General features: G+C 40.0%; 26 protein-coding genes. 8 read left to right on the forward strand and 18 right to left on the reverse strand.

Annotated elements, in window-relative coordinates:
• Window positions 1–66: 66 nt before the first annotated feature.
• Genes coaD through CSV67_RS14645 form a run of 3 tightly spaced genes read right to left on the reverse strand, consistent with a single transcriptional unit; the run spans window position 67 to window position 2,553 of the window.
• A complete protein-coding gene (gene coaD / locus CSV67_RS14635; RefSeq protein WP_099632344.1) occupies window positions 67–555 on the reverse strand; it encodes a pantetheine-phosphate adenylyltransferase in 489 nt (162 codons plus the stop codon).
• Window positions 556–559: 4 nt separating this feature from the next.
• Window positions 560–1,114: a 16S rRNA (guanine(966)-N(2))-methyltransferase RsmD gene (gene rsmD, locus CSV67_RS14640; RefSeq protein ID WP_099632345.1), complete on the reverse strand. Its 555-nt coding sequence runs from the start codon at window positions 1,112–1,114 to the stop codon at window positions 560–562.
• Window positions 1,111–2,553: a hypothetical protein gene (locus tag CSV67_RS14645; RefSeq protein ID WP_099632346.1), complete on the reverse strand. Its 1,443-nt coding sequence runs from the start codon at window positions 2,551–2,553 to the stop codon at window positions 1,111–1,113. The genes rsmD and CSV67_RS14645 overlap by 4 nt, the downstream gene beginning before the upstream one ends.
• A gap of 71 nt (window positions 2,554–2,624) precedes the next feature.
• On the opposite strand from CSV67_RS14645, the gene CSV67_RS14650 reads away from it, so the two are divergent.
• Window positions 2,625–3,020, forward strand: a complete 396-nt coding sequence (locus tag CSV67_RS14650) for a DUF7147 family protein (RefSeq protein WP_369803192.1) — start codon at window positions 2,625–2,627, stop codon at window positions 3,018–3,020.
• A 14-nt stretch (window positions 3,021–3,034) separates the two neighbouring features.
• On the opposite strand, the gene CSV67_RS14655 is transcribed toward CSV67_RS14650, so the two are convergent.
• Window positions 3,035–3,307 (reverse strand): YlbG family protein, encoded by a 273-nt coding sequence (locus CSV67_RS14655; RefSeq protein WP_029052395.1) that lies wholly within the window; start codon window positions 3,305–3,307, stop codon window positions 3,035–3,037.
• Between the two features lie 280 nt (window positions 3,308–3,587).
• Here CSV67_RS14655 and CSV67_RS14660 point away from each other — a divergent pair, with 280 nt between their 5' ends.
• Window positions 3,588–4,457, forward strand: coding sequence for a glycerophosphodiester phosphodiesterase (locus CSV67_RS14660; RefSeq protein ID WP_099632347.1), 870 nt, complete (start codon window positions 3,588–3,590; stop codon window positions 4,455–4,457).
• 151 nt (window positions 4,458–4,608) lie between these two features.
• On the opposite strand, the gene CSV67_RS14665 is transcribed toward CSV67_RS14660, so the two are convergent.
• Together CSV67_RS14665 and CSV67_RS14670 are read right to left on the reverse strand one after the other, a co-directional pair.
• On the reverse strand, window positions 4,609–5,052 hold the full coding sequence (locus CSV67_RS14665; RefSeq protein WP_099632419.1) for a YlbF/YmcA family competence regulator: 444 nt from the start codon (window positions 5,050–5,052) through the stop codon (window positions 4,609–4,611).
• Window positions 5,053–5,120: 68 nt separating this feature from the next.
• Window positions 5,121–6,533 (reverse strand): UDP-N-acetylmuramoyl-L-alanyl-D-glutamate--2,6-diaminopimelate ligase, encoded by a 1,413-nt coding sequence (locus CSV67_RS14670; RefSeq protein ID WP_158231991.1) that lies wholly within the window; start codon window positions 6,531–6,533, stop codon window positions 5,121–5,123.
• A 111-nt stretch (window positions 6,534–6,644) separates the two neighbouring features.
• Here CSV67_RS14670 and CSV67_RS14675 point away from each other — a divergent pair, with 111 nt between their 5' ends.
• The gene (locus tag CSV67_RS14675) at window positions 6,645–7,376 is read left to right on the forward strand and encodes an amino acid kinase family protein (protein ID WP_099632349.1); all 732 of its coding nucleotides are present in this window, start codon (window positions 6,645–6,647) and stop codon (window positions 7,374–7,376) included.
• On the opposite strand, the gene CSV67_RS14680 is transcribed toward CSV67_RS14675, so the two are convergent.
• On the reverse strand, window positions 7,373–8,389 hold the full coding sequence (locus CSV67_RS14680) for a CAP domain-containing protein (protein ID WP_158232957.1): 1,017 nt from the start codon (window positions 8,387–8,389) through the stop codon (window positions 7,373–7,375). The two genes, CSV67_RS14675 and CSV67_RS14680, sit on opposite strands and share 4 nt — an antisense overlap.
• A gap of 332 nt (window positions 8,390–8,721) precedes the next feature.
• Here CSV67_RS14680 and CSV67_RS14685 point away from each other — a divergent pair, with 332 nt between their 5' ends.
• Together CSV67_RS14685 and ytvI are read left to right on the forward strand one after the other, a co-directional pair.
• Window positions 8,722–9,081 carry a YugN family protein gene (locus tag CSV67_RS14685; RefSeq protein WP_099632351.1) on the forward strand — a complete coding sequence of 120 codons (360 nt, stop codon included), beginning with the start codon at window positions 8,722–8,724 and terminating at the stop codon, window positions 9,079–9,081.
• Between the two features lie 104 nt (window positions 9,082–9,185).
• Window positions 9,186–10,241 (forward strand): sporulation integral membrane protein YtvI, encoded by a 1,056-nt coding sequence (gene ytvI / locus CSV67_RS14690; protein ID WP_099632352.1) that lies wholly within the window; start codon window positions 9,186–9,188, stop codon window positions 10,239–10,241.
• Between the two features lie 386 nt (window positions 10,242–10,627).
• On the opposite strand, the gene ctaG is transcribed toward ytvI, so the two are convergent.
• From ctaG to cyoE, 6 genes are all read right to left on the reverse strand, one after another.
• Window positions 10,628–11,551 (reverse strand): cytochrome c oxidase assembly factor CtaG, encoded by a 924-nt coding sequence (gene ctaG, locus CSV67_RS14695; RefSeq protein ID WP_099632353.1) that lies wholly within the window; start codon window positions 11,549–11,551, stop codon window positions 10,628–10,630.
• 223 nt (window positions 11,552–11,774) lie between these two features.
• On the reverse strand, window positions 11,775–12,122 hold the full coding sequence (locus CSV67_RS14700; protein ID WP_099632354.1) for a cytochrome C oxidase subunit IV family protein: 348 nt from the start codon (window positions 12,120–12,122) through the stop codon (window positions 11,775–11,777).
• Window positions 12,122–12,748 (reverse strand): cytochrome c oxidase subunit 3, encoded by a 627-nt coding sequence (locus CSV67_RS14705; protein ID WP_099632355.1) that lies wholly within the window; start codon window positions 12,746–12,748, stop codon window positions 12,122–12,124. Before CSV67_RS14705 ends, CSV67_RS14700 begins: the two co-directional genes overlap by 1 nt.
• Window positions 12,748–14,625, reverse strand: a complete 1,878-nt coding sequence (locus CSV67_RS14710) for a cytochrome c oxidase subunit I (protein WP_099632356.1) — start codon at window positions 14,623–14,625, stop codon at window positions 12,748–12,750. Before CSV67_RS14710 ends, CSV67_RS14705 begins: the two co-directional genes overlap by 1 nt.
• Window positions 14,626–14,658: 33 nt before the next feature.
• Entirely contained in the window at window positions 14,659–15,726 is a 1,068-nt protein-coding gene (gene coxB, locus CSV67_RS14715) for a cytochrome c oxidase subunit II (RefSeq protein WP_099632357.1), read from the reverse strand.
• Between the two features lie 102 nt (window positions 15,727–15,828).
• Window positions 15,829–16,746 carry a heme o synthase gene (cyoE, locus tag CSV67_RS14720; protein ID WP_099632358.1) on the reverse strand — a complete coding sequence of 306 codons (918 nt, stop codon included), beginning with the start codon at window positions 16,744–16,746 and terminating at the stop codon, window positions 15,829–15,831.
• 374 nt (window positions 16,747–17,120) lie between these two features.
• Between cyoE and CSV67_RS14725 the strand changes: the two genes are divergently transcribed.
• Complete coding sequence (locus CSV67_RS14725) at window positions 17,121–18,065, forward strand: COX15/CtaA family protein (RefSeq protein WP_099632359.1); 945 nt, start codon at window positions 17,121–17,123, stop codon at window positions 18,063–18,065.
• Between the two features lie 103 nt (window positions 18,066–18,168).
• On the opposite strand, the gene pyc is transcribed toward CSV67_RS14725, so the two are convergent.
• The 3 genes from pyc to CSV67_RS14740 form a co-directional block, all read right to left on the reverse strand.
• Window positions 18,169–21,612, reverse strand: a complete 3,444-nt coding sequence (pyc, locus tag CSV67_RS14730; RefSeq protein ID WP_099632420.1) for a pyruvate carboxylase — start codon at window positions 21,610–21,612, stop codon at window positions 18,169–18,171.
• Window positions 21,613–21,629: 17 nt separating this feature from the next.
• Window positions 21,630–22,787, reverse strand: a complete 1,158-nt coding sequence (locus CSV67_RS14735) for an FtsW/RodA/SpoVE family cell cycle protein (protein ID WP_369803193.1) — start codon at window positions 22,785–22,787, stop codon at window positions 21,630–21,632.
• A gap of 76 nt (window positions 22,788–22,863) precedes the next feature.
• A complete protein-coding gene (locus CSV67_RS14740) occupies window positions 22,864–23,145 on the reverse strand; it encodes an Fpa/YlaN family protein (RefSeq protein ID WP_085133128.1) in 282 nt (93 codons plus the stop codon).
• A gap of 177 nt (window positions 23,146–23,322) precedes the next feature.
• Between CSV67_RS14740 and CSV67_RS14745 the strand changes: the two genes are divergently transcribed.
• Together CSV67_RS14745 and CSV67_RS14750 are read left to right on the forward strand one after the other, a co-directional pair.
• Window positions 23,323–23,820: a hypothetical protein gene (locus CSV67_RS14745; protein WP_099632361.1), complete on the forward strand. Its 498-nt coding sequence runs from the start codon at window positions 23,323–23,325 to the stop codon at window positions 23,818–23,820.
• Window positions 23,821–23,833: 13 nt separating this feature from the next.
• Complete coding sequence (locus CSV67_RS14750; protein ID WP_085133126.1) at window positions 23,834–24,037, forward strand: YlaI family protein; 204 nt, start codon at window positions 23,834–23,836, stop codon at window positions 24,035–24,037.
• Window positions 24,038–24,056: 19 nt separating this feature from the next.
• Here the strand turns inward: CSV67_RS14750 and CSV67_RS14755 are convergent, their stop codons facing one another.
• Window positions 24,057–24,401 carry a YlaH-like family protein gene (locus CSV67_RS14755; protein ID WP_099632362.1) on the reverse strand — a complete coding sequence of 115 codons (345 nt, stop codon included), beginning with the start codon at window positions 24,399–24,401 and terminating at the stop codon, window positions 24,057–24,059.
• A gap of 15 nt (window positions 24,402–24,416) precedes the next feature.
• On the reverse strand, window positions 24,417–26,258 hold the full coding sequence (typA, locus tag CSV67_RS14760) for a translational GTPase TypA (RefSeq protein ID WP_099632363.1): 1,842 nt from the start codon (window positions 26,256–26,258) through the stop codon (window positions 24,417–24,419).
• Between the last annotated feature and the right edge of the window lie 74 nt (window positions 26,259–26,332).

Raw genomic sequence — 26,332 nt, forward strand, 5'->3', positions numbered from 1 at the left:
ATGTTGTCACCGGTTTTGGAATGCCAGTCGGCAATACGTTGACAGCCTATCCGCTCGTAAGAAGAGTTATCCTAACTTTCCGAACTTTCTCATCAGAGCTACATTGACATGGGGGGGTACGAGCGTGGAGACATCTCCAGCGTAACGTGCCACTTCTTTGACCATGCTTGAGCTAAGGAACGAATACTGACTCTTTGTCATCACGAAGAACGTTTCAATACTTTCATCCAGTACCCGGTTCATCGACGTGATTTGCATTTCATACTCAAAATCCGAAATGGCGCGTAACCCACGAACTATGACCGAAGCGTTAACTTCTTGTGCATAATCTATCAACAGTCCTGCAGAAGTATCAATCTTGACATTGTCATATTTCGATATCGCTTCCTGAATCAAAGCAACACGCTCCTCCACTGTAAATAACGGTTTTTTTGAAGAGTTATTCATTACGGCAACACGGACTTCTTGGAATGTTTTTGCTGCTCTTTCTATAATATCTAAATGTCCATTCGTTACCGGATCGAAACTTCCCGGTACGATTGCGATTTGTGTCATGTCGTTAGCCTCTTTTCTTGTAAATCGTAATAGCAGTACTTCCATAAACAGCGGAACTGATTTGACCATATGTATCGTAGTGTTCAGGCAAGTCTATGTGTTTATCATGTTCACAAATAATAATTGCATCGTCCGCTAGCAATCCTTGTGTTATTACATCTTTAATTACATCATAGTATTCAACCGTTGCATAGGGGGGGTCTACAAATAGCAGATCAATAGAGACTTCTTTCTGCTTAAGAATCGCAGCTGCCTGTCGTGCATCTTTTTTTTCAATCCGCAGACATTCTTCCATTCGGCACTTTTCTGTATTTACTTTGATAATAGCACACGCTTTAGGATTCTTTTCAAATACAATAGCCTGTTCCATCCCTCTTGATAACGCTTCAATGGCAACGGAGCCACTACCGCCAAATAACTCAACAATAGTTCCTCCATCGAAGTAAGGACCGATTTTATTGAAAATAGACTCTTTTACCTTGTCTGATGTCGGTCGCGTAGACGTCCCGGGTAAGGATTTCAATGACGTACCCTTTCTCGAACCGGAAATGACTCTCATTCTTTTTCCATCTCCTTTAGCAACTTTTCAATTTGTTCGATAGAAATAGTTTCATCCGATTTATCAATTAACACTAAGAAGATTCGGCGCAACCAATTTTCATCAAAGTATAACGTTTTATTGATTGTGATATAAGGCTTTTCCGTATAATCATATTTGCGATTATTCATAATGTAGAAAGGTTGTACTTTAGAAAAACGATAGGTGCGATTTGGACTGTCGAAATAAATCGACTGCTCGTTTGAACGAATCGAATAGCCCATTTTGGACAATAATTCTTCTGCAGGGTAAAAACTTTTACCATCCTGTACTAGTACCTTCACTTCCGGAACTTCTTCCCCATCAAGCCATACAGTCCGTGGATCCAATAACAAAAAAGGATAGGTATACCGCTGCTCCTTCATCGTTTTATGAAAATAGTGCGTGTCGAACGCTAGTATCTTTGATAACGACCGATCCAAATCGGATGAAGATATTTTTTTACCTATTGTCTCCTGAATGTTTTGACGGAATTGTTGGTATTGCTCTGCAGAGATGGATTCTTTCAAACGAGTAAATGCTGCTTGTTCCGCTTTTGTTCCGATAGGCTCATCTACAAGTATAGAGGCTATCATACTGCTTATGGACGGCTCGTCCGTTTGGAAAGTGAAACGCGACTGGACACTCATTCTGGCTACTTGGTTTATTACTTGCGACATATTGTCCGTTTTCTCTATAATAAAGCGTTCCGCATACAACGGCTGATTACTTGAAGCTAACACTACACTTATATGATTCCCGCCGATAGCTTCTAGCATTTTAACCAGTCGGTCATTATACTTTTTATCGATACCTTCACCGAAGATTGTCAGCTTGTTTGAAGAGTACGCAAGTGGCACGTCCTGTTTCTGCCAATACAGCTCATTAACAAATCCTACGCCACGATATAAACGATAAGTAATACGCTCTTTATTTGCCTTTCCTACACGTTCCAATCCAGACACCCACATGCCACCAATACCTTGCTCATCTGTCACGTGAAGAACTGTCGTGAGTGGCTTTGCCTCCCGAAGAACCACAAATGGCTCCTTAAATAGTTTACGCTCAGTAAGCAGTTTCTTTTTCAGCAATTTATACTGAACGGATTGTTGACCACTTTCACCTTCTTCAAATGCCACAAGAGAATCATTGAGTCGAGCGCATGCGGAGGAGTCCTCTGCTTCGCATCCGTGCTCCACACTTCCTTTCGGCCAGATAATCTCGTGTCTACCATCTGACAAGTTATAAAAGTGGTGACGAATGTACAATCCATCCGCTCGATTGATGACTTCGATTTCCTGACGATACGTATTTGAATTCGCGCCTTCTCCCTTTGCATTGGCCGATTGGCTGTAATGCAAATAAACGAGTCCTCCGTTTACTGCCGCCAAAAGAAATAAAATCCTTATAATAACTTTCAACGTACAACACCTCATCACATGGTATGATGGACACGAACCATTACTAATCGCCTGAAAGGAAGCGCTTGATTATGATCCAACAACGTTTTATCGAACTAGGGGAAGGCTATAGCGACATCTATGAATTACTCGAAATCATGTCTACCAACGCCGACCGAATTCATAAGTCCTATATTTTTTCATCCAAATATAAATCTAATGAACAATTGTCATTAGCAGTTTCTCTTACACCGGCAACTGAAAACAGTCATTTCATGCCGATCTATATTTGCAGAGAAGGAATTCGTTATTCTGCGGACAAACCATCGAAACGTTATGACTTGTTTGTTGAGCATGCTGAGTCGCTAAATAAAAAGCCTGTCAAAGTTGAAATAAAACATTCAACTGAATTTGCTGAGAATGAGCTATTTTACCAATATATTACTGGTATCTTACGCTTAAACCACTTGTTGCCGCCGCTAAATTAATAAGCGGCAGCAATTTACAAACCTGTTTTATAATCGTATTCTTTTGCTTTATCCGGCTTTGCATTTTCATATATCGTGCTAACAAAGGGACGCTGTGAAGGCAATACTTTCCGTACAGCCGATAAACGCTCCAACTTAGTAATTGTCGTTTCCACGTCTTCCATGTCACAGTAAAGCACAACGTATTTCATTCGTTTAGAAATATAATGAACATGCCCGAATTTGCGCAATGATTTTGCTTGTTTTAAATGATGGAGATAGACAATTATGCCTTGTCGATCAATCATGATTCTCCCCCTCTTTCTTACTTCATACAATACCATAGGTGAGAAAAGTCCTGCAACCTTGCATATGAAATGTTTGCGTATATATGAAACCAGGCCCGTCCTCAATCTTTGTTTGCACACCTTCTCTGGAATAGGTTACAATTAAGAAGACATTTATCTGAATCCAAACTGTTTTGTTTTTTACAAGATGATTGGATACAAGTATTTTCTGTTCAGTTGAAGTATAAACATCGCTAAACAAAAATGTGAAAACTCATTATAGTATTGGGGAGGTTTTAGATTGGGAAGGAAAACAAACGTTGCATTAACTGTCGGAGCTGCAAGTGTGGCTGCATGGGCGGCTACAAAAGTGATAGCAAAACAAGAACCACGTGCTGAAAAGAAAGCGCTTAGTTTTTCTGAAGTAGCTATTTTAACCGATGCACAACTGTGCCAAAATACAGAAGTTGACCCACTTACCGCTTATACCGAGATTGCTGATTTAGGTGTTCACGGATTTGCGGTCGATATACAACTCACGAAAGATGAAGACATTCTTTTAGTGCCTAACCGAGAACTTTTGCTTTCCAATGAAATAGCCGACTCTGCGGTAGATGAAATCCTGACAAAACATCATAATGCCCATGATCTTGATACTTTGCATAGTGATTTATCTAGTGTGTCGTTACGTGAACTGTTGGAAAAGTTCCCCCATCTTTTACTTGTCGTCTCTATGAATGATTGCCCTACAACATATGAAGGAAGTTTAATCCCTTCCAAACTGTGGAGATTATTAAAAGAGATTGATGCTACTGAACGTGTTGTAGTGACGAGTCAATACGATGAACAAATCGATCGATTTAATCTGTATGCGCAGAATTCTGTTGCTTTAGGTGCAGGAAGTGAAGAAATAAAAAAAGCATACGTCGCTTACACGAGCAAGTTCGGTCATCTGTACCGGCCAAACGCAGATCTATTCTGCCTGCCTGAAAAACTTGGTATGTTCCCACTTGCTTCAGAAGGCTTCGTCCGCTTTTTACAAGATCTCAATATAACTGTATTTTACGCATTGAATGAAACGGATGAACTTCCAAAAATAGCTAAATTGGACGCCGATGGTTTCATAACCAGTTATCCAAAACAATTGTTGACATTCTTTAATGAAAACTAAAGACTCAAAGTGACTAGAATGCTTACTGTGGACATGTTTTCACGCAAAATGTTGCTTAACGTTTGCTTGCTCCTTTGATACTAACTTTATTTAAAAAGTAACCCCCTGCAAATTTGTTTCCGCAGGGGGTTACTCATTCTTATGAAATAATTTATGCCGAACAAGAACAGCTACCGCCTGAACCACAACCTCCGCCACAAGAGCTGTTAGAGAATGTGCCGTCGCCTGCTGGTACTTTCACGGCTTCTGAAACAGTCCGGCCAATCAAGATACCAATTTCGTCCAACAGATCCTGTACGTCATTTTCAGCCAGACGCAAGGCAGCCACTTCATCTTGCAAATCCAGTTCACGCTTTTGAAGTCGAATTTCCTTCATAATTACTTTATAGTCTGGATGATAGCGCCCGAAACGCTGCACATCCTCATATTGTTCTTTCATTTTAGTGAAATCCATGATCTTTTTTCGCAGATCGACGTTTGAATATACACGGTTATGTGCGTCTTGATAGGTTTTCACCACTTCAGAACACAGCAGCATATCGGAAAGTTCTTCCGCCATATCGATGACTCGCATCCACTCATCTGTCATCATCACCAATTGCCGCACCTCCTATCACAACTATCATAACAAAAAATTAGTTCCTCGACTATTCATTTAAACTTTTACTTTTTGGCATTTCGATTACAAAATGATTTTTTTACTTCTTCCATATCACAAAAGTGCGTCGTCTGATTCTCTATTTGCTGGATTTGTTCATGTCCTTTCCCTGCAATGAGCACAATCTCGCCAGGCTGTGCTTGTGTGACAGCGTATTGGATTGCCTGGTGACGGTCGATGAAGATTTCGACAGGTGTAGCAAATCCCGCCATGCCTGCCAAAATATCCACAATAATTTGTGACGGATCTTCCATTCTTGGATTATCTGAAGTCAAAATTACGTGTGAACTGTAGTGAGCCGCTACCGCACCCATTTGTGGACGCTTCTGACGATCTCTCCCTCCACCACATCCAAATACAGTAATCAACCGTTTGGAGGACTCAGACAAGGCTTCCAACACCGCTTGCAAAGCGTCTGGTGTGTGAGCATAGTCTACATACACTTCAATACCCGCCTCTTCGTATTTCTCCAGACGTCCAGTTGGAAGACGCAAAGCATGCAAATGGGGGGTTATTGCGCGTAATGAATAACCGAGTGCCATGAGAGCTCCTATAGCCGCTCTTGCATTCATTTCGTTATGATGACCTTGATTAGCAAGTAGAACCTTTTGTTGTTGCGTGCCATGAATATGTCGACTGCTAAAATAAATTGGTGGTGTAGTTAATTCCTCTCCTATAGCACGACACGTCTCGTCATCTTCATTCATCACAAGCTGATCAGCCAATGGAATGAGTAGTTTTTTGGCGTCGATGTATGGCTGCCTACCTCCATGTTCTGCGTAATGATCCATCCCAATATTCAAAAAAACACCAACAGTTAACGGGCAGTGCGCTAAACGATTGGTGGATAACCCAATTGAAGACGCTTCAAGAACAATATGGGTCACTTGTTGCTTAATACATTTACGTAAAAAAGGATGTAATTGTTCAGCCGGCATCGTCGTCATAGAATTTCGAATCGTCTCTGTTAGCTTACCGTCAATGTAAAGACCCGTCGTTCCTATAACAGCTGTTTTATGTCCGAGTTCTTTTAATAATTGCCCGGTAAAGTGACTGACTGTAGTTTTACCGTTTGTTCCCGTAATGCCAATGATGCATAATTCTTCAGCCGGGTTATCTGAAAACTTCGCACTTGCATAGGAAATAAATAGCGAACTATCAGGAATCAGAACGACCGTAATTTCTTCTGGTATGCGTGTTCGATCTAGGTTATCTCGATCGATTACCAACGTTTTGGCTCCATTTGTTATCGCTTTTTCAATAAATATCATGCCATCTGTCTTAACGCCTTTCTTTGCTACAAATACATAGTTTTTTTTGACCCTCTTTGAAGATTCCGTGATCCCATCGATCGTTCGCCGAATTGAACCCTGTAAAATAGTGCATGGCCAATCTTTTAGTAATTCAGATAAAAGCAAGGTCTCCCGCCCCTTCCCGAACATTTTATTCTTCAGAGAATATAATGAAACGAAGCATAAAGTATTCTATGAAAGGCGTAAGAAGAATGTCACGAAGAAAGTTGGGATTCTATGATTATCCAGAAGTTTGGCGGAATTGCCATGCAGAATCAACAACAACGTACCAAGTGTATTCAGCATATTCGACAAGCGTTGTCGAAATACCGTGCCGTCATTGTTGTAGTCTCTGCAATGGGTAGAAGGGGCGACGCCTATTCCACAGACAATTTACTTACTCTTACGGACTCCTTCTCAAAATCCGGGGAAGCCAGAGACTTGGCCGCTGCATGCGGTGAATTAATCGCTTCAGCTGTATTATCTGCAGAATTATCTACAGAAGGTATAGATAACACAATTGTCTATGGACAAAATACAGGCATTCGCACATCGGGAGATTTCTGTAACGCAACGATTGATAAAATTAACAGTACACATATTGTCAGTACACTTCAAACGCATTCATGTATCATCGTCCCCGGTTTCCAAGGAATGAATGTACAAGGAAAGTTTATGACTCTCGGTAGAGGTGGCAGTGATTTGACAGCGATCGCATTAGCCTCTGCATTACAAGCTCATCATGTAGAGTTTTTCAAAGATGTACCAGGCGTCATGTCAGCAGATCCTCACACTACTTCTGATTATAAGCGTTTTGATCGACTCACATTCGATGAATTTCTTCCATTATTAAAATGTAATCGACCCATTATTCAGGAAAAAGCAGCAGTGTATGCAAAGCAAAATGCGATGCCTCTTCATATACGAGGCATCGCATCAAATGAGGAAGGTACATGGATTCTTCCTTAGTCGTCATGTATGGAGTTTTCCGATTCAGTCTGCGCCATAAATGACTGAGTATAGTATTTATTATAAACACCAATGCCGGTATGCGTGAAATTCGGATTCAGTAAGACATCCCGGTGTTTTGGAGAATTTAACCAACCATGTACAGTTTCAATGGCATCAATATAATTAAACGCTATGTTTTCGCCTGCTTTGCTTGGTGTTAGTCCAACACCTTTTAATCGATCAGCAAACACTTCCCCAGGTCCTTCATCATGAGAACTATATTTACGGAATATCATTTCCTGGCTATGCTTTCTTGAAAGTGTGGCCAGCTTATCATTATATGATAAAAGAGGCAGTTGATGCCCTTCACGCAATTGGTTAGTCAATTCAAATGTCTGTCGCTCCATCGCGCGATCCACTTCAGTCTGAACAGTAGATGAAGGCTTTGGCGCTTCCATCATTTCTCCAAGATAGGTCATGTCATAAGGCTGATGTTTCACCAAAGTAGTCGGATTGATGAACCGTACACCTTCGATCCCGCCATCTACTTGATCTATATATAATTGTACATACAAATTCTCATAGGGTATAAGAAGCCGATTCTTAATATCTTCACTATTTAACGAAAATGTATAAATATTTTCATTAATCGTCACGTCAATCTCGGATTCAATTGGCGTAAAGCGGTGAATATCCTGTACGTTTTGTCCGATTTTAAACGGAGCTAAATCTGTTGTAGGATCAGCAGTATATATTTGGTTCACTTTGCCATTCAAAACCCCTGCCATAAAACGCGGTTCTTCCGTATAAACCCACCATTCGTACTGAAAACTCGATGGTTCAATCCTTGAAGGTTTACCAAATTGTTCTTCCAGCTTATTAATTTTTTGCCCAACAAGTACTGACATGCCTTCATTGGGTCTCGGCATACCTTCTCCGCCTATCGATGGACCTTTTTCAGGAACGGCAATCGGTGAACCATGCTGTACCGGTGACTCTAGGGGCAAGTTTTCACTTATTTTATCAGTCATGAAATAAAAGACTCCCATTACGATCAAAAGCAAAACAAGAATCTTCCATCCTACACTCCACATGTTATCTTCCTTTCCACTCTTTATATACTACTCCTATAATAATATTACAAATTACAAGAATTCATTTTGCGGTGAATATTTATTCAAAATGAACATCAATTCTAAATTGGTAACATTCTTATATTGTACAGAAGACACACACTATAGTCACCTATATCGGACAGGAAAGAAAGCGTTGACACAATGTTGTCATTGCAACTAAAAACGATTTGTTTTATGATATAATAGTATACGTATTCGTCAGGACGAACATAGAGGGGGATATACAGATGTATGTTGAAAATATTGGCCTTAAAGGCCTTGTAGCAGATTTACGAGTAATGGAAGAAATTATGAATAAGAACAATCTTGAAATTGATGGACAATGGGATTATGAGCGTGTAACTTTCGATAAGAAGTATATTGTTAAAGAAGGTACATACTACTTGCGCGTCTTCGGCGATCTGGTTGAGGGCGATATCGATGGTAGAAAAGCTACGGTTCGTCTAAAGCAACCTGTTCTAGGAAAGCACTACTACCCACACGGCGTTGAGTATGGCGAGGAAGAAGACTTCCCTGCTAGCTTAGTTAAGGATTGCGAACTAACGTTAAAGAAGGTATATGACGAGTTAAAGCAATATAGTTTGTAATGATATGGGAAAGCCGAAGAGCTAAATGTTCTTCGGCTTTTTCTACTATTACTCCACTAATTTGGTTATAATAAAAACAGTATCTATGTGGAGGACGATTACTTTTGAAATTGCTCACAAAACGTAATATCATGATTGCATTCGGTATCATCGTACTATTGGTTATTATATTCTTTATTTTACCCGTTTCCATTCCTATTATTTTGGCTTTGCTTACGGCACTATTCTTAGATCCCCTTGTAAAATGGGTAGAAATACGATTTAAGTGGAAGCGTAAAGTTTCTGTTATTGTGAATTTTATCGTATTTGTTGGAATTAGTGTGCTTGTTCTTTTCTATACCGTCACTACACTCATCGGAAAAATAGTTAATTTCACAAAAGAGATTCCGAATCACTTAAATTCTCTCTCAAGTGTATGGATTAACACGCAAAGCAAGCTATTTCAGTACACAGTAGGCATGCCCGAAGATATTTTGGCTATGCTGGAGAACGAATTCAATGAAATTATCGAATCCATTCGGATTTCTATCATTACACTTTTAAGTTACGATCGAATTTTAGCCATAATATCGGATATCCCCAATTTCCTTGTTAGCTTTATTGTGTTCATGATCGCTTTATTTTTGTTCATGTTGGAATTGCCAAACTTGAAGAAAACATTTTACTTTCATTTAACTGAAGCTACTGCAGAAAAAGTCCACTATATGATGAACCGATTACGTTTCGTCATAGTAGGATTCGTTAAAGCCCAATTGCTGGTCAGCCTAATTATTCTAGCCGTTTCCTTTATAGGCTTACTCGTAATCATTCCTAAATATGCAGTAGTGATGGCGTTGGTGATCTGGATTATTGATATCATTCCGATACTCGGCTCGATTATAATTCTCGCGCCTTGGTCGATCTACCAGTATGTTTCAGGCGATATCGCAATGGGAACAAAATTAGCTATATTAGCTGCAATCCTTTTGATTATCAGAAGAACAGTCGAACCAAAAGTAATGGGCTCACAAATCGGATTGTCTCCATTACCTACTTTGATTGCAATGTTCATCGGTTTGAAACTTTTCGGTATTCTCGGTTTCTTCATTGGACCATTGCTCGTCATACTTTTTAATACAGCGAGAGAAGCAGGCATCATTAAACTGAATTTCAAGATTTAAAACGAAAAGGGATATCTCCATAGAGGTATCCCTTTTCATATGTACAACGTACGACTTTATGAATTTGCAAGATAAAAAAGACTGAAGCCCACCCTTTAGGGTATGGCTTCAGTCTAAAAATGAAATATGAAATACTACGAATTACTTTACATACTGAAGTTGTTTCTCTACTTTTCTTGAAGACATACAGCAACAAGCACATGACGATCCTTGTAATGACTGTAAAAAATCAGATAGCAGATGTAACATGTTTTTTTGGTATACTCCCATTTTTCTTTGCCGTATCAACTACCATCCAATCGCGACCAAAATAGCAGATAATCTGATGAAAATAGTACCGATGGGCTGAGGGTAGTCCTATTACTCGCTAACTCCGTTTTGCACAATCAGCCATGCATAGTTAAGTTATGGCGTTTGAGTAAATCTTTTCGTGTGATTTCATCCGCATTGTCTTTTTCAAACTTTGACCAGCTATAGAAAATGCGGCCAATAACGACTACATAAACAAGTTCTTGAATAACTTTCATCAAGATTCCACCTAATTGCTGATCATACAGCGTAGGCATATTTGTGAATAGTTCAGGTCCCGAGATGCCAAGGCCTGACAGACCTGCTAGAGTTCCGCTTGGTACACAGAGTGCCATCGCTTGCAGCCATGCTTCACCACTGCTATACGTTTCATACACCGGTACGTCCACGAAGATGATTAACGAACAAGCAGGTGTAATGAGCAATGCACTCAATATTACATATCCTATTTTTTTCAAACCGTGTAGTTGCGGTTGTCCTTTTACTGTATTCACTACTGGCCACCAAAGACAAATAGCAGAGAAGAACAGTGTGATAGTGAACAGCGTGTGTAAAGGCAAACTCAACTTCACTTGATCCAGAATGAGTGGATAGTGATACATCGAAAACATAAATGTAAACAGTAATAAACTAACGAGCGGTTTAGTTAATAGCATGAATACTTTCTTGAACATCGTGAATGATAAAAGTTTTTCCCATACCCAGTTCGGTATGCCAATTATGAAGAACGGTGCTACAATCAAAAGCAATATAGCCATTTGAGCCATATGGACAGAAAATAAAATATGACCGATTAAATCCATGGGTGAGCCTTTGACAATATACAGTAACAGCATGGAAGCTAAAAAATACACGGCCTGTCGTTTCGTTAACGGCTGTGACCCCTCAAATCGATCTCGCCATTTAACCGTTATGAGATAATATAGAACAATTCCAAGTGCTATGGCTATTAAGAAATAAGGACTCCACAAAGCCCTAAAACCAAAAATACTTAACGGCAAAACAATCACTCTCCTTTAATAATTAACCCACTAAATCTATTCTGTGTGTAATACGGAGTTATTTACAATTGATATTCGATCACAGCACGAAGTCGACAAAGTTCTTACCTATGCCTATTATACGAGCATATAGCTCATAACTCAATGTACGAACTTTGACAATTTCATCTAAAAGTGAATAGAAAAAGAGCTTATGGAAGAATCCATAAGCCCTTTCTATTGCTTACCACCAAACGATTGTTACAAATGTTAGTGGGATCAAAAATCCTAACATTGCACCTGTAAACATAAACATTTGTGGTACGCCATGTCCTTTTTCATTCATATGCATGAAGTAGTATAGTTGAAGACCAACTTGTACAGCTGCAAAGAGGAATAATGTTGGAATAACAAAAAATTTCGAGAAACCAGCAACGTCATTTAGATGAGCAAACACCATAGAAAATGATACAAGTGTTAAGAAAATCATCAGCGCAAACATCGCAATTTGGCTGCGCATTGATTCTTTTGCTCGACGTTGAGACAGTGACTGTTCTGCAGGAGATCTTTTAATCATTTGAACTTCTGACATCAACCGACCACTCCCATCAAGTAGACTACAGTAAAGATGAATACCCAAACTACGTCAATGAAGTGCCAATAAAGTGAAAATGTATAATATTTAGTTGCGTTATACAAATTCAATCCACGCTTTGAGTTACGGAAGATCAACAAAGTGACCCATACTAAACCAATTGCTACGTGGAACCCGTGTGTTCCTACTAATGTATAAAACGCGGAACTGAACGCACTATTACTGAAAGTAAATCCTTCTTGAACGTAATGAGAGAACTCATATACTTCTAACATCAAGAATCCAAGTCCTAATAATGCTGTTAGACCTAACCATAGTTGCATTTTTTTGAAATTGAAACTCTTCAAGTGATACATTGCGTAGACACTTGTAAGTGACGATGTTAAAAGAAGCATAGTCATCACAAATACTAACGGCAATGTGTATAGTTCTTGCGTTGTGAAACCAAAGCCACTCGGGCCTTTGTTTTTCAAAGCCATATACGTTGCGAACAACGTAGCGAAGAGAATTGTCTCTCCGCCAAGGAATAGCCAGAAACCAACGAATTTATTCTTTGCTTCCAAAGTAGCTCTCTCTGGATGAGCGGGCCACGTTTCAGGGGTGAATTTTGTATTCAAATCCATTAGTTACGCCCCCTTTTAAAATTTTCTTGATCTTGCAAGATTTGTTCTTTTGTAACATAGTAACCAAGGTCATCTTTCACTGAACGAGTTGCCATTGTTACGAACGTGAAAGCAAGACCAAAGATCAATACTCCTAATCCCCATGAAGTTTCCTGGTGGAACATTGCACCGAATCCAGCGATGAATAATCCAAGACTCATCAACATTGGGATAATTGAACCGTGTGGCATATGAATGTCCGTAATAGGTTCAGCTGGTGTAATCATTTCCTTACTACCTTCCATCTTCTCAACCCACAATGTATCCAATCCACGGATTAATGGTGTTGCAGGGAAGTTATAGAAAGGTGGTGGTGATGGAATCGCCCACTCAAGTGTACGTCCGTCTCCCCAAGGGTCATTTCCAACACGCTCATTTTTAACAGTTGTCATAATGATGTTGATTACCATGACTGTAAATCCAATTGCCATTAAAAGCGCACCGATTGTACTGATAAAGTTTGCAAGGTTCCAACCTTGTCCATCCATGAACGTCCAAACACGACGTGGCATTCCCCAGAAACCTAACCAGTGTTGAATTAGGAATGTCAGGTGGAAACCGATAAAGAAGAATACGAAAGTGATTTTACCTAAAAACTCATTCAAAATCGTACCGAACATTTTTGGCCACCAGTAGTGAAGGCCTGCAAAAATGGCAAGTACTACCCCACCTACAATTACGTAGTGGAAGTGAGCTACGATGAAATAAGAATCGTGTAACTGATAATCAAGTGGTGCTGCCCCTTGCATTACGCCTGTTACTCCACCCATTACGAATGAAGGAATAAAACCTAAAGCATAGAGCATTGGAGTCGTAACTTTAATACTACCGCCCCAAATTGTAAGCAACCAGTTAAAGATTTTAACACCTGTCGGTACAGCAATTGCCATTGTCGCTACCGCGAAGATTGCGTTTGCTGTCGGCCCAAGACCAACTGTAAACATATGGTGAGCCCATACCATGAAGCCTAGGAAACCAATTAACACTGTAGCGAATACCATTGCTGTGTAACCGAAAAGACGTTTCCGTGAAAATACAGAGAATATCTCAGAGAAAATACCGAATGCTGGCAAAATCAAGATATATACTTCAGGGTGACCGAAAATCCAGAAAATATGCTCCCAGATAATCGTGTTTCCGCCCATCGTATGGTCAAAGAAGTTACCACTAAACATACGGTCAAACGTTAGGAAGAATAATCCAACAGTCAACGGAGGGAATGCGAATAAAATCATTGCAGACGCAACAAACGTAGTCCATGTAAACAAAGGCATACGCATATACGTCATCCCTGGTGCACGCATGTTAATGATTGTTACAAGGAAGTTAATCCCTGCCATCAACGTACCACCACCCGCGATTTGTAAACCGATTGCATAGAAATCAACACCATGTCCTGGCGAGTGAAGTGATAACGATGCATAAGATGTCCAACCAGCATCTGGAACTTCACCGAATAACCAAGAGATATTAAGGAATAAACCACCAAATGCGAACATCCAAAAACCTAATGAGTTAATGAATGGGAACGCTACGTCACGTGCTCCGATTTGAAGAGGCATGATCGCGTTCATAAAGCCAAAGAGAATCGGCATTGCTGCTAAGAAAATCATGGTCGTTCCGTGCATTGTAATTAAGTCATTAAAAAGCCCTGCGCTTACGAGATCGTTGTTTGGTGTTATTAACTGAAGACGAATGATCATCGCTTCAATACCACCTAGAACGAAGAAGAATAATCCCCCGAGGAGATACAGAATTCCGATCTTCTTATGGTCGACTGTTGTCAGCCAATCCCATAGTGTTGCGCCAAAGCCACTTTTTTGAGCAACTGAACTCACTGTGTTACCTCCTATTCAATTTCCGTTTGAAAATTATTTTGCAACTTTTAAGCCCATTAAGTATTCAGCTAATGCATCTAAGTCTTCATCAGAAATTTGATCTTTACTGAATGAAGGCATCGTGTTGCCTGGTTTATGTTTCTGTGTATCACGAATCCAATCTTTCAAGTTCTCTTCATCGTGTTCAAGGAAGCCTGCTACACGATTACGATCACCGAATGAAGCCAAGTTTGGTCCTTGTGCACCAGATTCACCTACACCTGAAACTGCGTGACAACCGATACAGCTTTGAGAGAAGACTTTTTCGCCGTCAGCATTTGCAACAACAGGTTCTTCTGCAGTTTTTTGCATAGCTGTAACCCAGCTGTCAAATTGATCTCTCGGTAATGTTTTCACTTTAAAATCCATCAATGCGTGAGAAGGTCCACATAGCTCAGCACATTTTCCGTAGAAGACGCCATCTTTCAAACCATCGGATTCTTTCTCAAATGACAGATAGAATTTATTTACGTTCTCCACGTTCGTATCTAGCTTACCGCCAACTGACGGAATCCAGAATGAGTGCTTTACGTCCGCTGCGATCAAGTTGAAGTAAACTTTTTCATCAGTAGGTACTACTAGTTCCTGAGCTGTAACAATACCTAGATCAGGATACTCGAACTCCCACCAATATAACTTCGCAGTAACATCTACTACTAGATTCTCAGCGTTGCCTTCTTCATCAACTGCTCCCATTGCTTTCACATCACCTAATTTATACGTGTAGTGAACGGTAGGAATAGCAAGAATCAAAAGTAATACGATTGGAATGAATGTCCAAATCAGCTCAAGTGTGTGACTTCCTTCCACTTGCTCTGGTATATGATCTTCACCCAACTTGGAACGTCTGAAGCGGAATAATGCAACAGTGTAAATAATTACTACTACAATGATAACCAGTAACATGATTCCTGATGCTAATAGCAACAACTTGAACTGGTCATTAGCGACTTGTCCAGCTGGTTGGAAGGTTGAAATTTCTTCATTACCACAACCTGCCATGAACACAGCGAAAAGCGCTAGTAAAGAAAAGAGACGCCACTTTTTGAGTCCTTTAATCATCGCTAACTAATACCTCTCTTTCTAAAAAAATGTTTTTCTACTCTGGAGGACTGAGTGCCCCATTATGATGAATTCCTGTTTTAAAGAAAGAATTCCGATACGTTAGATGAATATAGAGAAAATAATCATGGATACAAACAAGATTGTCATATAGTTTAAAGAATATACGAACATTCCCGTCGCCCATTTCAAATCTTCTTTGGCCTTAAATCCTTTAATAGATAAATAAAGCCATCCAACATTCAACAGTGTTGCAAATACTATAAAGCCGGTACCGAGCTGTGGTAATAAGAAAGGCAGTGGAAATAGTAGCAATACCCACATAAGCATCGACTTCTTCGTCCGCTCAAACCCCTTAACTACTGGTAACATCGGAATGTTAGCCGCCCGATACTCTTCTGTTCTACGCATAGCCAACGCATAGAAATGCGGTGGTTGCCATATGAACATAATTAAAAACAATGCCCACGCTCCCATTGGCAGTGTAGGATCAACAGCTGCCCATCCGATTAGGGGTGGAATTGCTCCTGAAAGACTTCCTACTACGGTATTGCTTACGTGCTTACGTTTAGACCACATGGAATACAAAACAACATAAGCGAATACACCCAAGATGCCAAGCCAACCTGCCATAGGTGATGCAGAGAATAGTAATACTTCTCCAGCCAGCAGGAATGTAACAGCTAGCGTCATCACAGCGGGAGCTTTAAATCTACCTGTTACTGTCGGTCTCGACTTCGTTCTCGACATGACGGGATCAATATCGCGATCAATCAAGTTATTCATAGCGCCCGAAGATGCGATGATCAATCCAGTACCTAGAATTGCAAATACCAGTAGATCCAAGTTATGGAGAAAACTTTTACCAGTGAATTGAAATGCCAAAAAAAGACCGGTGAACGTAGTGATCAAGTTCGAGTTGACAATACCTATTTTGATCAGCGCCAAAAAGTCTTTCCACAAGGTAATGGTTTCTACTTTTGGATCTGCAACTGTCGAAAGCGTTCGACCGTTTGACATAATAACCCTCCTTTCAAAGTTTTCAGCAAAGACCCTATCACCTACTATATCTAAAATCGTCCGGAATTTCCAGACCATTTCTCAATTTATAGCGGTTTATGCAACCTTTGTGTCTTTATCATTCACCTTCTATATAGTAATGCATTTCTGGCACTCATTTGTGAAGTTAAAGAGACTATTTTATGAACAATTTGTGAAAAGCCTTATACATCAGTGGTTTATTAGCTTCTTGCATTGTGTTTCTGTTATTTTTTCGTTATCATAAAGCTTGCAATAGATGCTTCAATTCCGCGGAAACCATCGAGATTTAGCTATACATCTCTATATAATCATTTTTGGAATTCAGGCAATTTTTTACGTAAATCGACCTTTTGATGGTCAATTCAATAGAAGAAGGTGTTTCGTACTTGCGATATAACAGATTTTTAAAATGGTTTGGGGTAGCTTCTACGATTGGAATGCTCGCAATCTTACTCGGCGGAGCGCTAGTTACCAAAACCGACAGTGGTATGGGGTGTGGAAGACATTGGCCAGGTTGTAATGGACAACTTATTCCTGACGACATCACAGCGGAAGTTTTAATTGAATTCTCACACCGGATAGTTACAGGTTCAGTAGGTATTTTCATCGTCATACTGGCTATATGGTCGTGGAGGGCACTTGGTCATGTTCGCGAAACAAAGTTTTTAGCTTTCATGGCAGTATTTTTCTTGATTCTACAAGCATTGATCGGAGCAGCTCAAGTATTATGGGGACAAGGTGATTTTATCTTGGCCTTGCACTTTGGGATTTCGCTCATTTCCTTTGCGTCCGTCTTCCTATTAACTTTATTGGTGTTTGAAGTAGACCAGAAATTTGATACAGATAAAATACGCATAGACAAAACATTACGTTTCCACACAATTGGCGTAACTATTTATTCTTACTTTGTTATATACACAGGTGCTCTTGTTCGTCATACTAGTTCGGGCCTTATATGTTCTGACTGGCCTTTATGCCGGAATAACGAATTTAGCTTACCGAACAATATGTATGAGTGGATACAGATGGGTCACCGTTTAGCCGCAGCATTGATTGTCATATGGATTGGATTCATTGCAATTAAAGCCATTAAACATTATAGTGATCAACGTGTTATTTACTGGGGTTGGATTACCGCATTTGGCCTAGTACTCGCACAAGCGACCACAGGGATGATTGTCGTACTGACTAAATTAAATCTCTATTTCGCATTGCTACATTCCTTGTTCATCACTTTATTATTTGGCTTATTAACGTATCTAGTTCTTCTAGTCTCTCGCAGCCGGCAGAAGAAGTAAGTGAGGAGCGTGTAACAACTGTTTTAAAGGTTGTGACGCGCTTTTTGTATAAGTTATATAGAAAAACAGCTTCCACAGTCATAACGACATGTGGAAGCTGTTTTTAATGGTCTAATTCTATCAACAAGTCTCCTGATGAGATGGAATCCCCAGGACCTGCATATATAGCCTTGACTACTCCCGCAAATGGAGCTTGAATCGTGGTTTCCATTTTCATAGCCTCTGTAATTAACAAGTGCTCGCCGCGTTTTACTTTCGCGCCAATTGAAACTGCAACTTGTAAAACAGTTCCTGGCATAGTAGCTGCAATGTGCGTTTCATTTGTCGGATCGGCTTTTTGCTTTGTATCATCTCTTGTTTCCACTTGGAAATCTTGGATAATGATCTCACGTGACTGTCCGTTCAATTCGAAATACAGCGTGCGTGTTCCGTCAGGATTAGGTTCACCGATCGACACCAATTTGACGATAAGTGTTTTACCGAACTCAATCTCAATCTCGATTTCTTCACCTAAACGTAAACCATACAAGAATTCTGGTGTATTGATAACAGAAACATCATCGAACTGCTTTCTCACTTCGATATATTCTTCAAAGACTTTCGGATACAAAACGTAAGCGAGCGCATCATGCATTGTAGCGGGCTTTTCCATTTTTTCCGTCAACCTTTTTAGAACGTCTTGGAAGTTTACTGGTTCTAGTAACTCACCCGGGCGTACAGTGATCGCTTTGCGCCCTTTCAATATTACTTCCTGTAACTCTTTCGGGAAACCACCATATGGCTGACCAATTGAGCCTTCGAAAAACTCAATAACGGATTCTGGGAAATCAATAGTTTGTCCTTTCGCAATGACCGTATGCTCGTCCAATTCATTTTGCACCATGAACAACGCCATATCCCCTACTACTTTCGATGATGGTGTCACTTTGACAATATCGCCAAAGAGGAAGTTCACGCGGGAATACATTTTTTTCACTTCTTCCCAGCGCTCTCCAAGACCTACTGCTTTTGACTGCTGTTGTAAATTCGAATATTGGCCACCAGGCATCTCATGAACATAAATTTCTGAGTGTGGACTGTTCATGCCACTTTCAAAAGGTTTGTAGTATTTTCGCACATCTTCCCAGTAATGCGAAAGTTTCTCTAACGACTCTGTATTTGCACGTACATGACGTTCACTGTTTTGCATTGCATACGCAAGTGAATTGGCCGAAGGTTGTGAAGTCATTCCCGCCATTGAACCAATAGCTGTATCGACAATGTCCACTCCCGCTTCTATCGCTTTGGCGTACATATAAATACCATTGCCGCTCGTATCGTGTGTATGCAAATGAATTGGCAGACTTGTTGACGCTTTCAATTCTGATACTAAACGATAAGCTGCTTCAGGCTTCAGCAATCCTGCCATATCTTTGATCGCCAATATATGAGCGCCAACTGATTCGAGTTCTTTGGCCATCTCTTTGTAGTAGTTGACTGTATATTTAGCACGATTGTCGTCCAGAATATCTCCTGTATAACAAATTGTCGCTTCTGCAATCTTTCCTGTTGACCGTGTTTCGTCAATTGCAACTTCCATACCTTTGATCCAGTTCAAGCTATCGAAAATACGGAATACATCTATACCGGATGCAGCCGATTCTTTTATGAATTCGCGAATGACGTTATCTGGGTAGTTTGTATAACCAACTGCATTGGCTCCTCTGAAGAGCATCTGGAATAAGACATTAGGTACTTGCTTACGTAATTTCTCGAGTCGATCCCATGGACTTTCTTTCAAGAAGCGGTATGCTACATCAAATGTCGCGCCTCCCCACATCTCAAATGAGAAAAGATCAGGTAATAAATGAGCACTTTCAGTTGCAATCTGCGTTAATTCTTTTGTTCTCATACGCGTAGCCAATAAAGACTGATGTGCATCCCGGAAAGTAGTATCTGTCAGCAGTACATCGTCTTGCTTTAACACCCACTCGACTAACCCATCTGCACCTTGCTCATCCAAAATTTGTTTCGTTCCATTTTGTATCGGCATACTATCATCAATTTTGGGTATACGTACCGGATGCAACACAGGACGTGTTGAGTCATCGATACCAGGGAATCCATTAATGGTAACATTTCCCAGATACGATAAAACTTTCGTACCTCTATCATGTTTCTTAGCAAACGCAAATAATTCTGGAGTTTCATCGATAAAGCTCGTATTGTAATTGCCTGATAAAAAGTTTTCATGACATACGACATTTTCAAGGAAAGGTATATTCGTTTTAATTCCACGTATTCTGAACTCTTTCAAATTTCTGTGCATTTTACTTGCAGCATCCCCAAAAGTCGAACCCCAAGTTGAAACCTTTACTAATAAAGAATCATAGTACGGGCTAATCACAGAACCTTGATACGCATTGCCTGTATCCAAACGAACACCAAATCCGCCACTCGAACGATAGACCATTACTTTTCCTGTATCAGGCATAAAGTCATTCAACGGATCTTCCGTTGTAACACGTGATTGAATAGCATAACCAAATAACGGAATATTTTGTTGCGCTGGTATGTTCACTCGTTCAGAATGAAGGGATTCTCCTGCAGCGATAAGCACTTGTGACTGCACAATATCAATTCCTGTAATCATTTCAGTGATTGTGTGTTCCACTTGAATACGCGGATTGACTTCAATGAAATAGAAAGAATTATCAGCCACTAAAAACTCCACAGTCCCCGCGTTGATATAGGATACATTTTTCGACAATTTAACCGCAGCATTACAAATCTCATGGCGTAGTTCTTCAGTCAATGAAATAGAAGGAGCAATCTCCACTACCTTTTGGTGGCGACGTTGAATAGAGCAATCGCGTTCGTACAAATGGACTATCTCCCCATATGTATCACCCAGTATTTGTACTTCAATATGTTTTGGATTCGTAATGAATTTCTCTACATACACTTCATCAGAACCAAATGCTGATTTCGCTTCGGATTTCGCTCGATTATAAGCCTCCTGCACTTCTTCCGGTGATTCGACGATTCGCATACCACGACCACCGCCACCTAACGAAGCTTTAATAATAATTGGATAGCTATGCTGTTCACCAAATGCCGCAACCTCCTCTACAGAAGTAACTGGTCCATCACTACCTGGTATAACGGGGATATCAGCTAATATTGCTTGCTCTCTAGCTTTTACCTTATCACCGAACATTTCTAAATGATTAGACGTCGGACCAATAAAGATAATTCCTTCTTCTTCTAGACGTGCTGCAAACTGAGCATTCTCCGCTAAGAATCCGTAGCCCGGATGAATTGCATCGACATTTGCTTTTTTCGCGATGTCGATTATCCCTTCAATATCCAAGTATGCATCAATTGGCTTCTTACCTTCACCCACAATAAACGATTGATCAGCTTTGTAACGATGTAGTGAAGCACGATCTTCAGCTGAATAAATTCCAACTGTCGCGATCCCTAATTCTGTACACGCTCGAAAAACACGAATTGCAATTTCGCCGCGATTTGCGACAAGTACTTTCTTAATCTCTCTTTTCTCCACTAACAAATCAATCCCCTCTACTCTGATCTCTCATACTTTACAAACATTGAAACGTTCATCAAAATACCTAGCGCAATCGACAAGAACACAACAGATGTACCGCCATAACTAATAAACGGCAATGTAACGCCTGTTAACGGAATTAATCCTGTCAATCCACCTAAGTTTACCAGTGTTTGAATAGCAATCAAACTACCTACACCAGCTGCGAGCATTCTTGCATGTGCGTCTTTTGTACGCAGTGCAACCGTAAACGCTCTCATCACGATGAAAAAGAGACCTCCAAGAACAAGCGTCGTTCCAAGCAGTCCAGTTTCTTCAGAGATTACTGCCATAATAACATCAGTATGTGGCTCAGGTAAATAGCCAAGTTTCTGAATACTGTTTCCGAGGCCTACACCTTTGAGCCCTCCAGCACCAATTGCAATGTATCCATTGACAATTTGCAGGCCTGAACCTTGTATGTATTCAAAGGGATCTGTAAAAGCAAGGAAGCGTCCCATACGCGAAACAGTCATGACCGTATCCCACTTAATCCACAGAACAATCCCGATTAACACGCCTAGCAAAGCGAAAAAACGACTGATGATTAGATAGTTCTTCACTTGCATTCCGCTTGCCATGATGACAGAAATAGCAACAAGGAATAAAATCATGGTGGCTCCAAAATCCGGTTCCAATAGTACTAATAAAAGAGAAGCCGTTAAAACAGAAAATGTCGGGAAAATAGTAGTTTTGATTTCATCCAATGTACCTGCATAATATTTATTCGCAAATACACCTGAAAAATATACGATAAATGCAATTTTTGCTACTTCTGTTGGCTGTAAGTTACCTATTCCAAACGGTAATGAAAGCCAACTCTTCGCCCCTACAGCATCACCAAATCCGATGAACTTTACAATGACCAGTAAAGTAAACATGACGATTAGCGTACTATACAAGAACTTCTTATTTCTATAATGCCGGTAAGGAATAATGGATACCAACAGAAACGCTGGTATCGCAATGGCTAAGTTCGTTACTTGTTTCCTAAAGAAATGAGATGGTTCAAAGTTATAAATATTCATAGCCCACACCATACTTGCACTGTAAATCATAATCAGTCCAAATAAAGAGAGCAGTAAATAGACAAAAAATAATGGATAGTCAAAATTGCGTAAAATTCGATTCATATAAGTCTTCATTTTCATTGTACCTCGTCGTCTTAAATAAAAAACTCAAACTGTTGGAGTAGTTTGAGTCTTCCATTTATTTATTTGTATACAGTTCGTGTAAAATATTTAACTCTTTTTCAAGAACAGAGATTATTTCACGGCCTTTATCTTGTTCGACTAGTCCGAGCTTAACAGCAAAATCAATCTCACGGGATAATCCGTACATTTGCGTATCGAGTACTTCCTCATATAGTGGACATTGCGGCATCGTTAAATTATCCATTTGAACTTTGATTAGCTTTGCAATTTTCTCTGCATCAATTTGCAGTTGTTTCATGGCCTGTTCTTTGTACGTATCTTGAACTTCTATTTCCATGGAGACGCCCCCATTATTCATTATTCCCGCAAGGTGTTAATGTCTAAATTGTATCTTTTGCTCTTACAAAATGCAAGCGTTACCCAATGAAAAAATTGAATCGAAATGAAATCCTTTTCACATCTTCTATGAAAAGGTATACTAAAACTAGTGACTATCGATTGAGGGGGATATATTTTGGAACTTATTATACCAATTACCGGAAACGTGAAACATGCAATTACATTAGATCCTACTGTTTGGATATTTGATGATCGTCGTATTGATCTGGATGAATTCTTCTCAGAGGATTTTATTGAAAAAGATGAAATGGAAGAGTATAAAGAAAGAATGGGTAAACACTGGTCTAGAGAAATCATGGAAGGTGCCACATACCCACCTACTTTAAAAAGTGAAAAAAGATATGAAAAAGATAAAATGTTGTCAAACAGCTTCGGTATTGTATTGAAACCATTCATACACAATGCTGTTCCATCTGCAAATGCAACAACATTTACACTCATTACAAAAGACGAAAAATACACGTATCCACTTGAGGAAGCAAACAACGTCATTTTCAAATTCAGTCATAATGGCAAACCTCTTCGAGAAGACGGTCCTGTACATGTACTGTTTAAAGACGGATCGAATCAAGATTCACCGATTCGTTATGTCCAGGCTATCCAAGTGGATTGAAGGAGAAATTCCAATGCGCGTTAAATGTGTCATATGTGACCAAAACGATCAATTAGAGGATGATAATCCGCTTGCCAAGAAATTACGAAACCGGCCTATTCATACGTATATGTGCCCTACTTGTAGAGAGCGGATCAGTAATTTAACAGAGAAGCGTATTGCAACTGGCAACTTTGTTTTCCACCGCAGCTCAGATCCGACTGAAAAAGATTTTTAATCGAATAAAAAAGACTCCGTTACTCAGTAACGGAGTCTTTTTTGTGTTCATTCATTCGTCGAACACGATAGATAATAAGAATAGCAGCAGCCACAAACAGTCCTTCTACGATTGGAAGAAAGAAAGCTAAGAATGTTAGTATGATACATCCAATAAATAGGAACGTATAAATGATAACGTTTCGACCAAAGCCAATCTTCCTTGCAAATCCAAGCTTATACACAATAGCAGACATGATGAAAACGAGCGCAAACAGAATATAGCCGGCTGTCGTGAAATTTGGCGCATATTCATAAATAATGCGAGCGGTTCCCGACAACCGATTGTAGACCATTTCTGAATCTTCTACTCTCATTCCATACATTCCCTTCTATCTTTATTATTCGCCAAGTTTTTTCTTTTTATTTATACGTTCACGTTCATTTTTGTCTAGAACTTTTTTACGTATACGAATAGATTCTGGTGTAACTTCACAGTACTCGTCATCAGCAATATATTGCAGTGCTTCTTCAAGCGACATAAGACGTGGCTTTTTCGTTGTAACAGTTTGGTCTTTCGAAGCTGAACGAACGTTAGTAGCATGTTTGATTTTCGTTAAGTTAATCGTCAAATCGCTATCACGGTTACTTTCTCCTACTACTTGACCAGCATAGATTTCTGCACCTGACTCCACAAACATGGTTCCACGGTCTTCAAGTTGCATAACACTATAACCAGTTACTGTTCCATTCTCCATAGACACAAGAACTCCGTGACGTCTGCCACCGATTTTACCAGTAGTAACTGGTTTATAGCTGTCAAACGTATGGTTTAAGATTCCGTATCCACGAGTCAATGTAAGGAAGTCTGTTGTATAACCGATCAATCCGCGAGCGGGTACCAAGAAAATTAAACGCACTTGGCCGTTACCGTTATTGATCATATCCAACATTTCACCTTTACGTTCACCAATAGATTCGATGATTGATCCAGTATGTTCTTCCGGTACATCAATTTGAACGCGTTCGAAAGGCTCGCTACGCTTACCATCAATTTCGCGAATGATTACTTGTGGCTTAGAAACTTGAAGTTCGAAACCTTCACGACGCATATTTTCGATAAGAATAGACAAGTGAAGTTCTCCTCGTCCAGATACGATCCATTCGTCCGGAGAATCTGTTTGTTCCACTCGTAATGAAACATCTGTCTCAAGCTGTTGATCTAAACGCTCTTGAATTTTACGTGAAGTGACCCATTTCCCTTCGCGTCCAGCGAATGGACTGTTATTAACTAAGAAACGCATTTGTAGCGTCGGCTCATCGATGTGGAGTTCAGGAAGCGCTTCTTGATGATCGGTTGGGCAAACTGTCTCACCGACATCAATGTCACCCATTCCCGAAACGGCTACGAGGTCACCTGCGTACGCTTCTTCAACTTCGACTCTTTTCAAGCCTAGGAAACCGTATAGTTTTGTTACCCGTAATGTTTTTACAGATCCATCACGCTTAAGAACTGCGACTTGCTCTCCAACTTTCATCGTTCCACGGAAGATACGTCCGATTCCGATACGACCAACGTAATCATTGTAGTCCAGTAGAGATACTTGGAACTGAAGTGGTTCGTTGCGATTGTCGATTGGTGATGGAATGTTTTCCAAAATGGATTCATAAAGAACACGTAATGTGTCTTCTTGTGTTTCAGGATCTGGAGAAAGACTCGCAGTACCATTGAATCCTGAAGCATAAACAACCGGGAATTCCAATTGTTCATCATTCGCATCAAGTTCGATGAATAATTCAAGTACTTCGTCTACTACTTCTTCCGGTCTTGCGAAATCACGGTCAATTTTATTTACAACAACAATTGGCTTTAGGTTTGTTTCCAGAGCTTTTTTCAGTACGAAGCGAGTTTGTGGCATACAACCTTCGAATGCATCAACAACTAAAATTACGCCGTCGACCATACGCAAGATTCTTTCTACTTCGCCACCAAAGTCAGCGTGTCCTGGTGTATCCAAGATGTTGATTTTTGTGTCATTATATTCAATAGCAGTGTTTTTAGCTAGGATCGTAATTCCTCGTTCACGCTCTAGTTCGTTTGAGTCCATTGCGCGGTCATCTACATGTTCATTCGACCGGAAAATACCGGATTGTTTTAGTAATTGGTCGACCAATGTCGTTTTACCATGGTCTACGTGGGCAATAATTGCAATATTTCTAAGATCAGTACGTTCGTTTGTCATTTTTTCACTCCGTTTATCTTTATTTCAGATGTTCAACTGTGTTATTATAGCACAAGATAGTCTAATTAAATAAT

This window comes from Sporosarcina sp. P2, from assembly GCF_002743255.1.
Lineage (GTDB): Bacteria > Bacillota > Bacilli > Bacillales_A > Planococcaceae > Sporosarcina.

What these genes read in the sequence shown, in the direction of transcription:
- typA (WP_099632363.1), bottom strand. Translation starts at nt 26,258, where the DNA reads ATGACAAACGAACGTACTGATCTTAGAAATATTGCAATTATTGCCCAC.
- CSV67_RS14675 (WP_099632349.1), top strand. Translation starts at nt 6,645, where the DNA reads ATGATTATCCAGAAGTTTGGCGGAATTGCCATGCAGAATCAACAACAA.
- CSV67_RS14735 (WP_369803193.1), bottom strand. Translation starts at nt 22,787, where the DNA reads ATGAATCGAATTTTACGCAATTTTGACTATCCATTATTTTTTGTCTAT.
- CSV67_RS14725 (WP_099632359.1), top strand. Translation starts at nt 17,121, where the DNA reads ATGGTCAATTCAATAGAAGAAGGTGTTTCGTACTTGCGATATAACAGA.
- CSV67_RS14680 (WP_158232957.1), bottom strand. Translation starts at nt 8,389, where the DNA reads ATGACTGATAAAATAAGTGAAAACTTGCCCCTAGAGTCACCGGTACAG.
- CSV67_RS14750 (WP_085133126.1), top strand. Translation starts at nt 23,834, where the DNA reads ATGCGCGTTAAATGTGTCATATGTGACCAAAACGATCAATTAGAGGAT.
- CSV67_RS14705 (WP_099632355.1), bottom strand. Translation starts at nt 12,748, where the DNA reads ATGGATTTGAATACAAAATTCACCCCTGAAACGTGGCCCGCTCATCCA.
- CSV67_RS14650 (WP_369803192.1), top strand. Translation starts at nt 2,625, where the DNA reads ATGATCCAACAACGTTTTATCGAACTAGGGGAAGGCTATAGCGACATC.
- CSV67_RS14685 (WP_099632351.1), top strand. Translation starts at nt 8,722, where the DNA reads ATGTATGTTGAAAATATTGGCCTTAAAGGCCTTGTAGCAGATTTACGA.
- cyoE (WP_099632358.1), bottom strand. Translation starts at nt 16,746, where the DNA reads ATGTCAAACGGTCGAACGCTTTCGACAGTTGCAGATCCAAAAGTAGAA.
- coxB (WP_099632357.1), bottom strand. Translation starts at nt 15,726, where the DNA reads ATGATTAAAGGACTCAAAAAGTGGCGTCTCTTTTCTTTACTAGCGCTT.
- CSV67_RS14755 (WP_099632362.1), bottom strand. Translation starts at nt 24,401, where the DNA reads ATGTATGGAATGAGAGTAGAAGATTCAGAAATGGTCTACAATCGGTTG.
- coaD (WP_099632344.1), bottom strand. Translation starts at nt 555, where the DNA reads ATGACACAAATCGCAATCGTACCGGGAAGTTTCGATCCGGTAACGAAT.
- CSV67_RS14700 (WP_099632354.1), bottom strand. Translation starts at nt 12,122, where the DNA reads ATGTCAGAAGTTCAAATGATTAAAAGATCTCCTGCAGAACAGTCACTG.
- CSV67_RS14655 (WP_029052395.1), bottom strand. Translation starts at nt 3,307, where the DNA reads ATGATTGATCGACAAGGCATAATTGTCTATCTCCATCATTTAAAACAA.
- rsmD (WP_099632345.1), bottom strand. Translation starts at nt 1,114, where the DNA reads ATGAGAGTCATTTCCGGTTCGAGAAAGGGTACGTCATTGAAATCCTTA.
- CSV67_RS14740 (WP_085133128.1), bottom strand. Translation starts at nt 23,145, where the DNA reads ATGGAAATAGAAGTTCAAGATACGTACAAAGAACAGGCCATGAAACAA.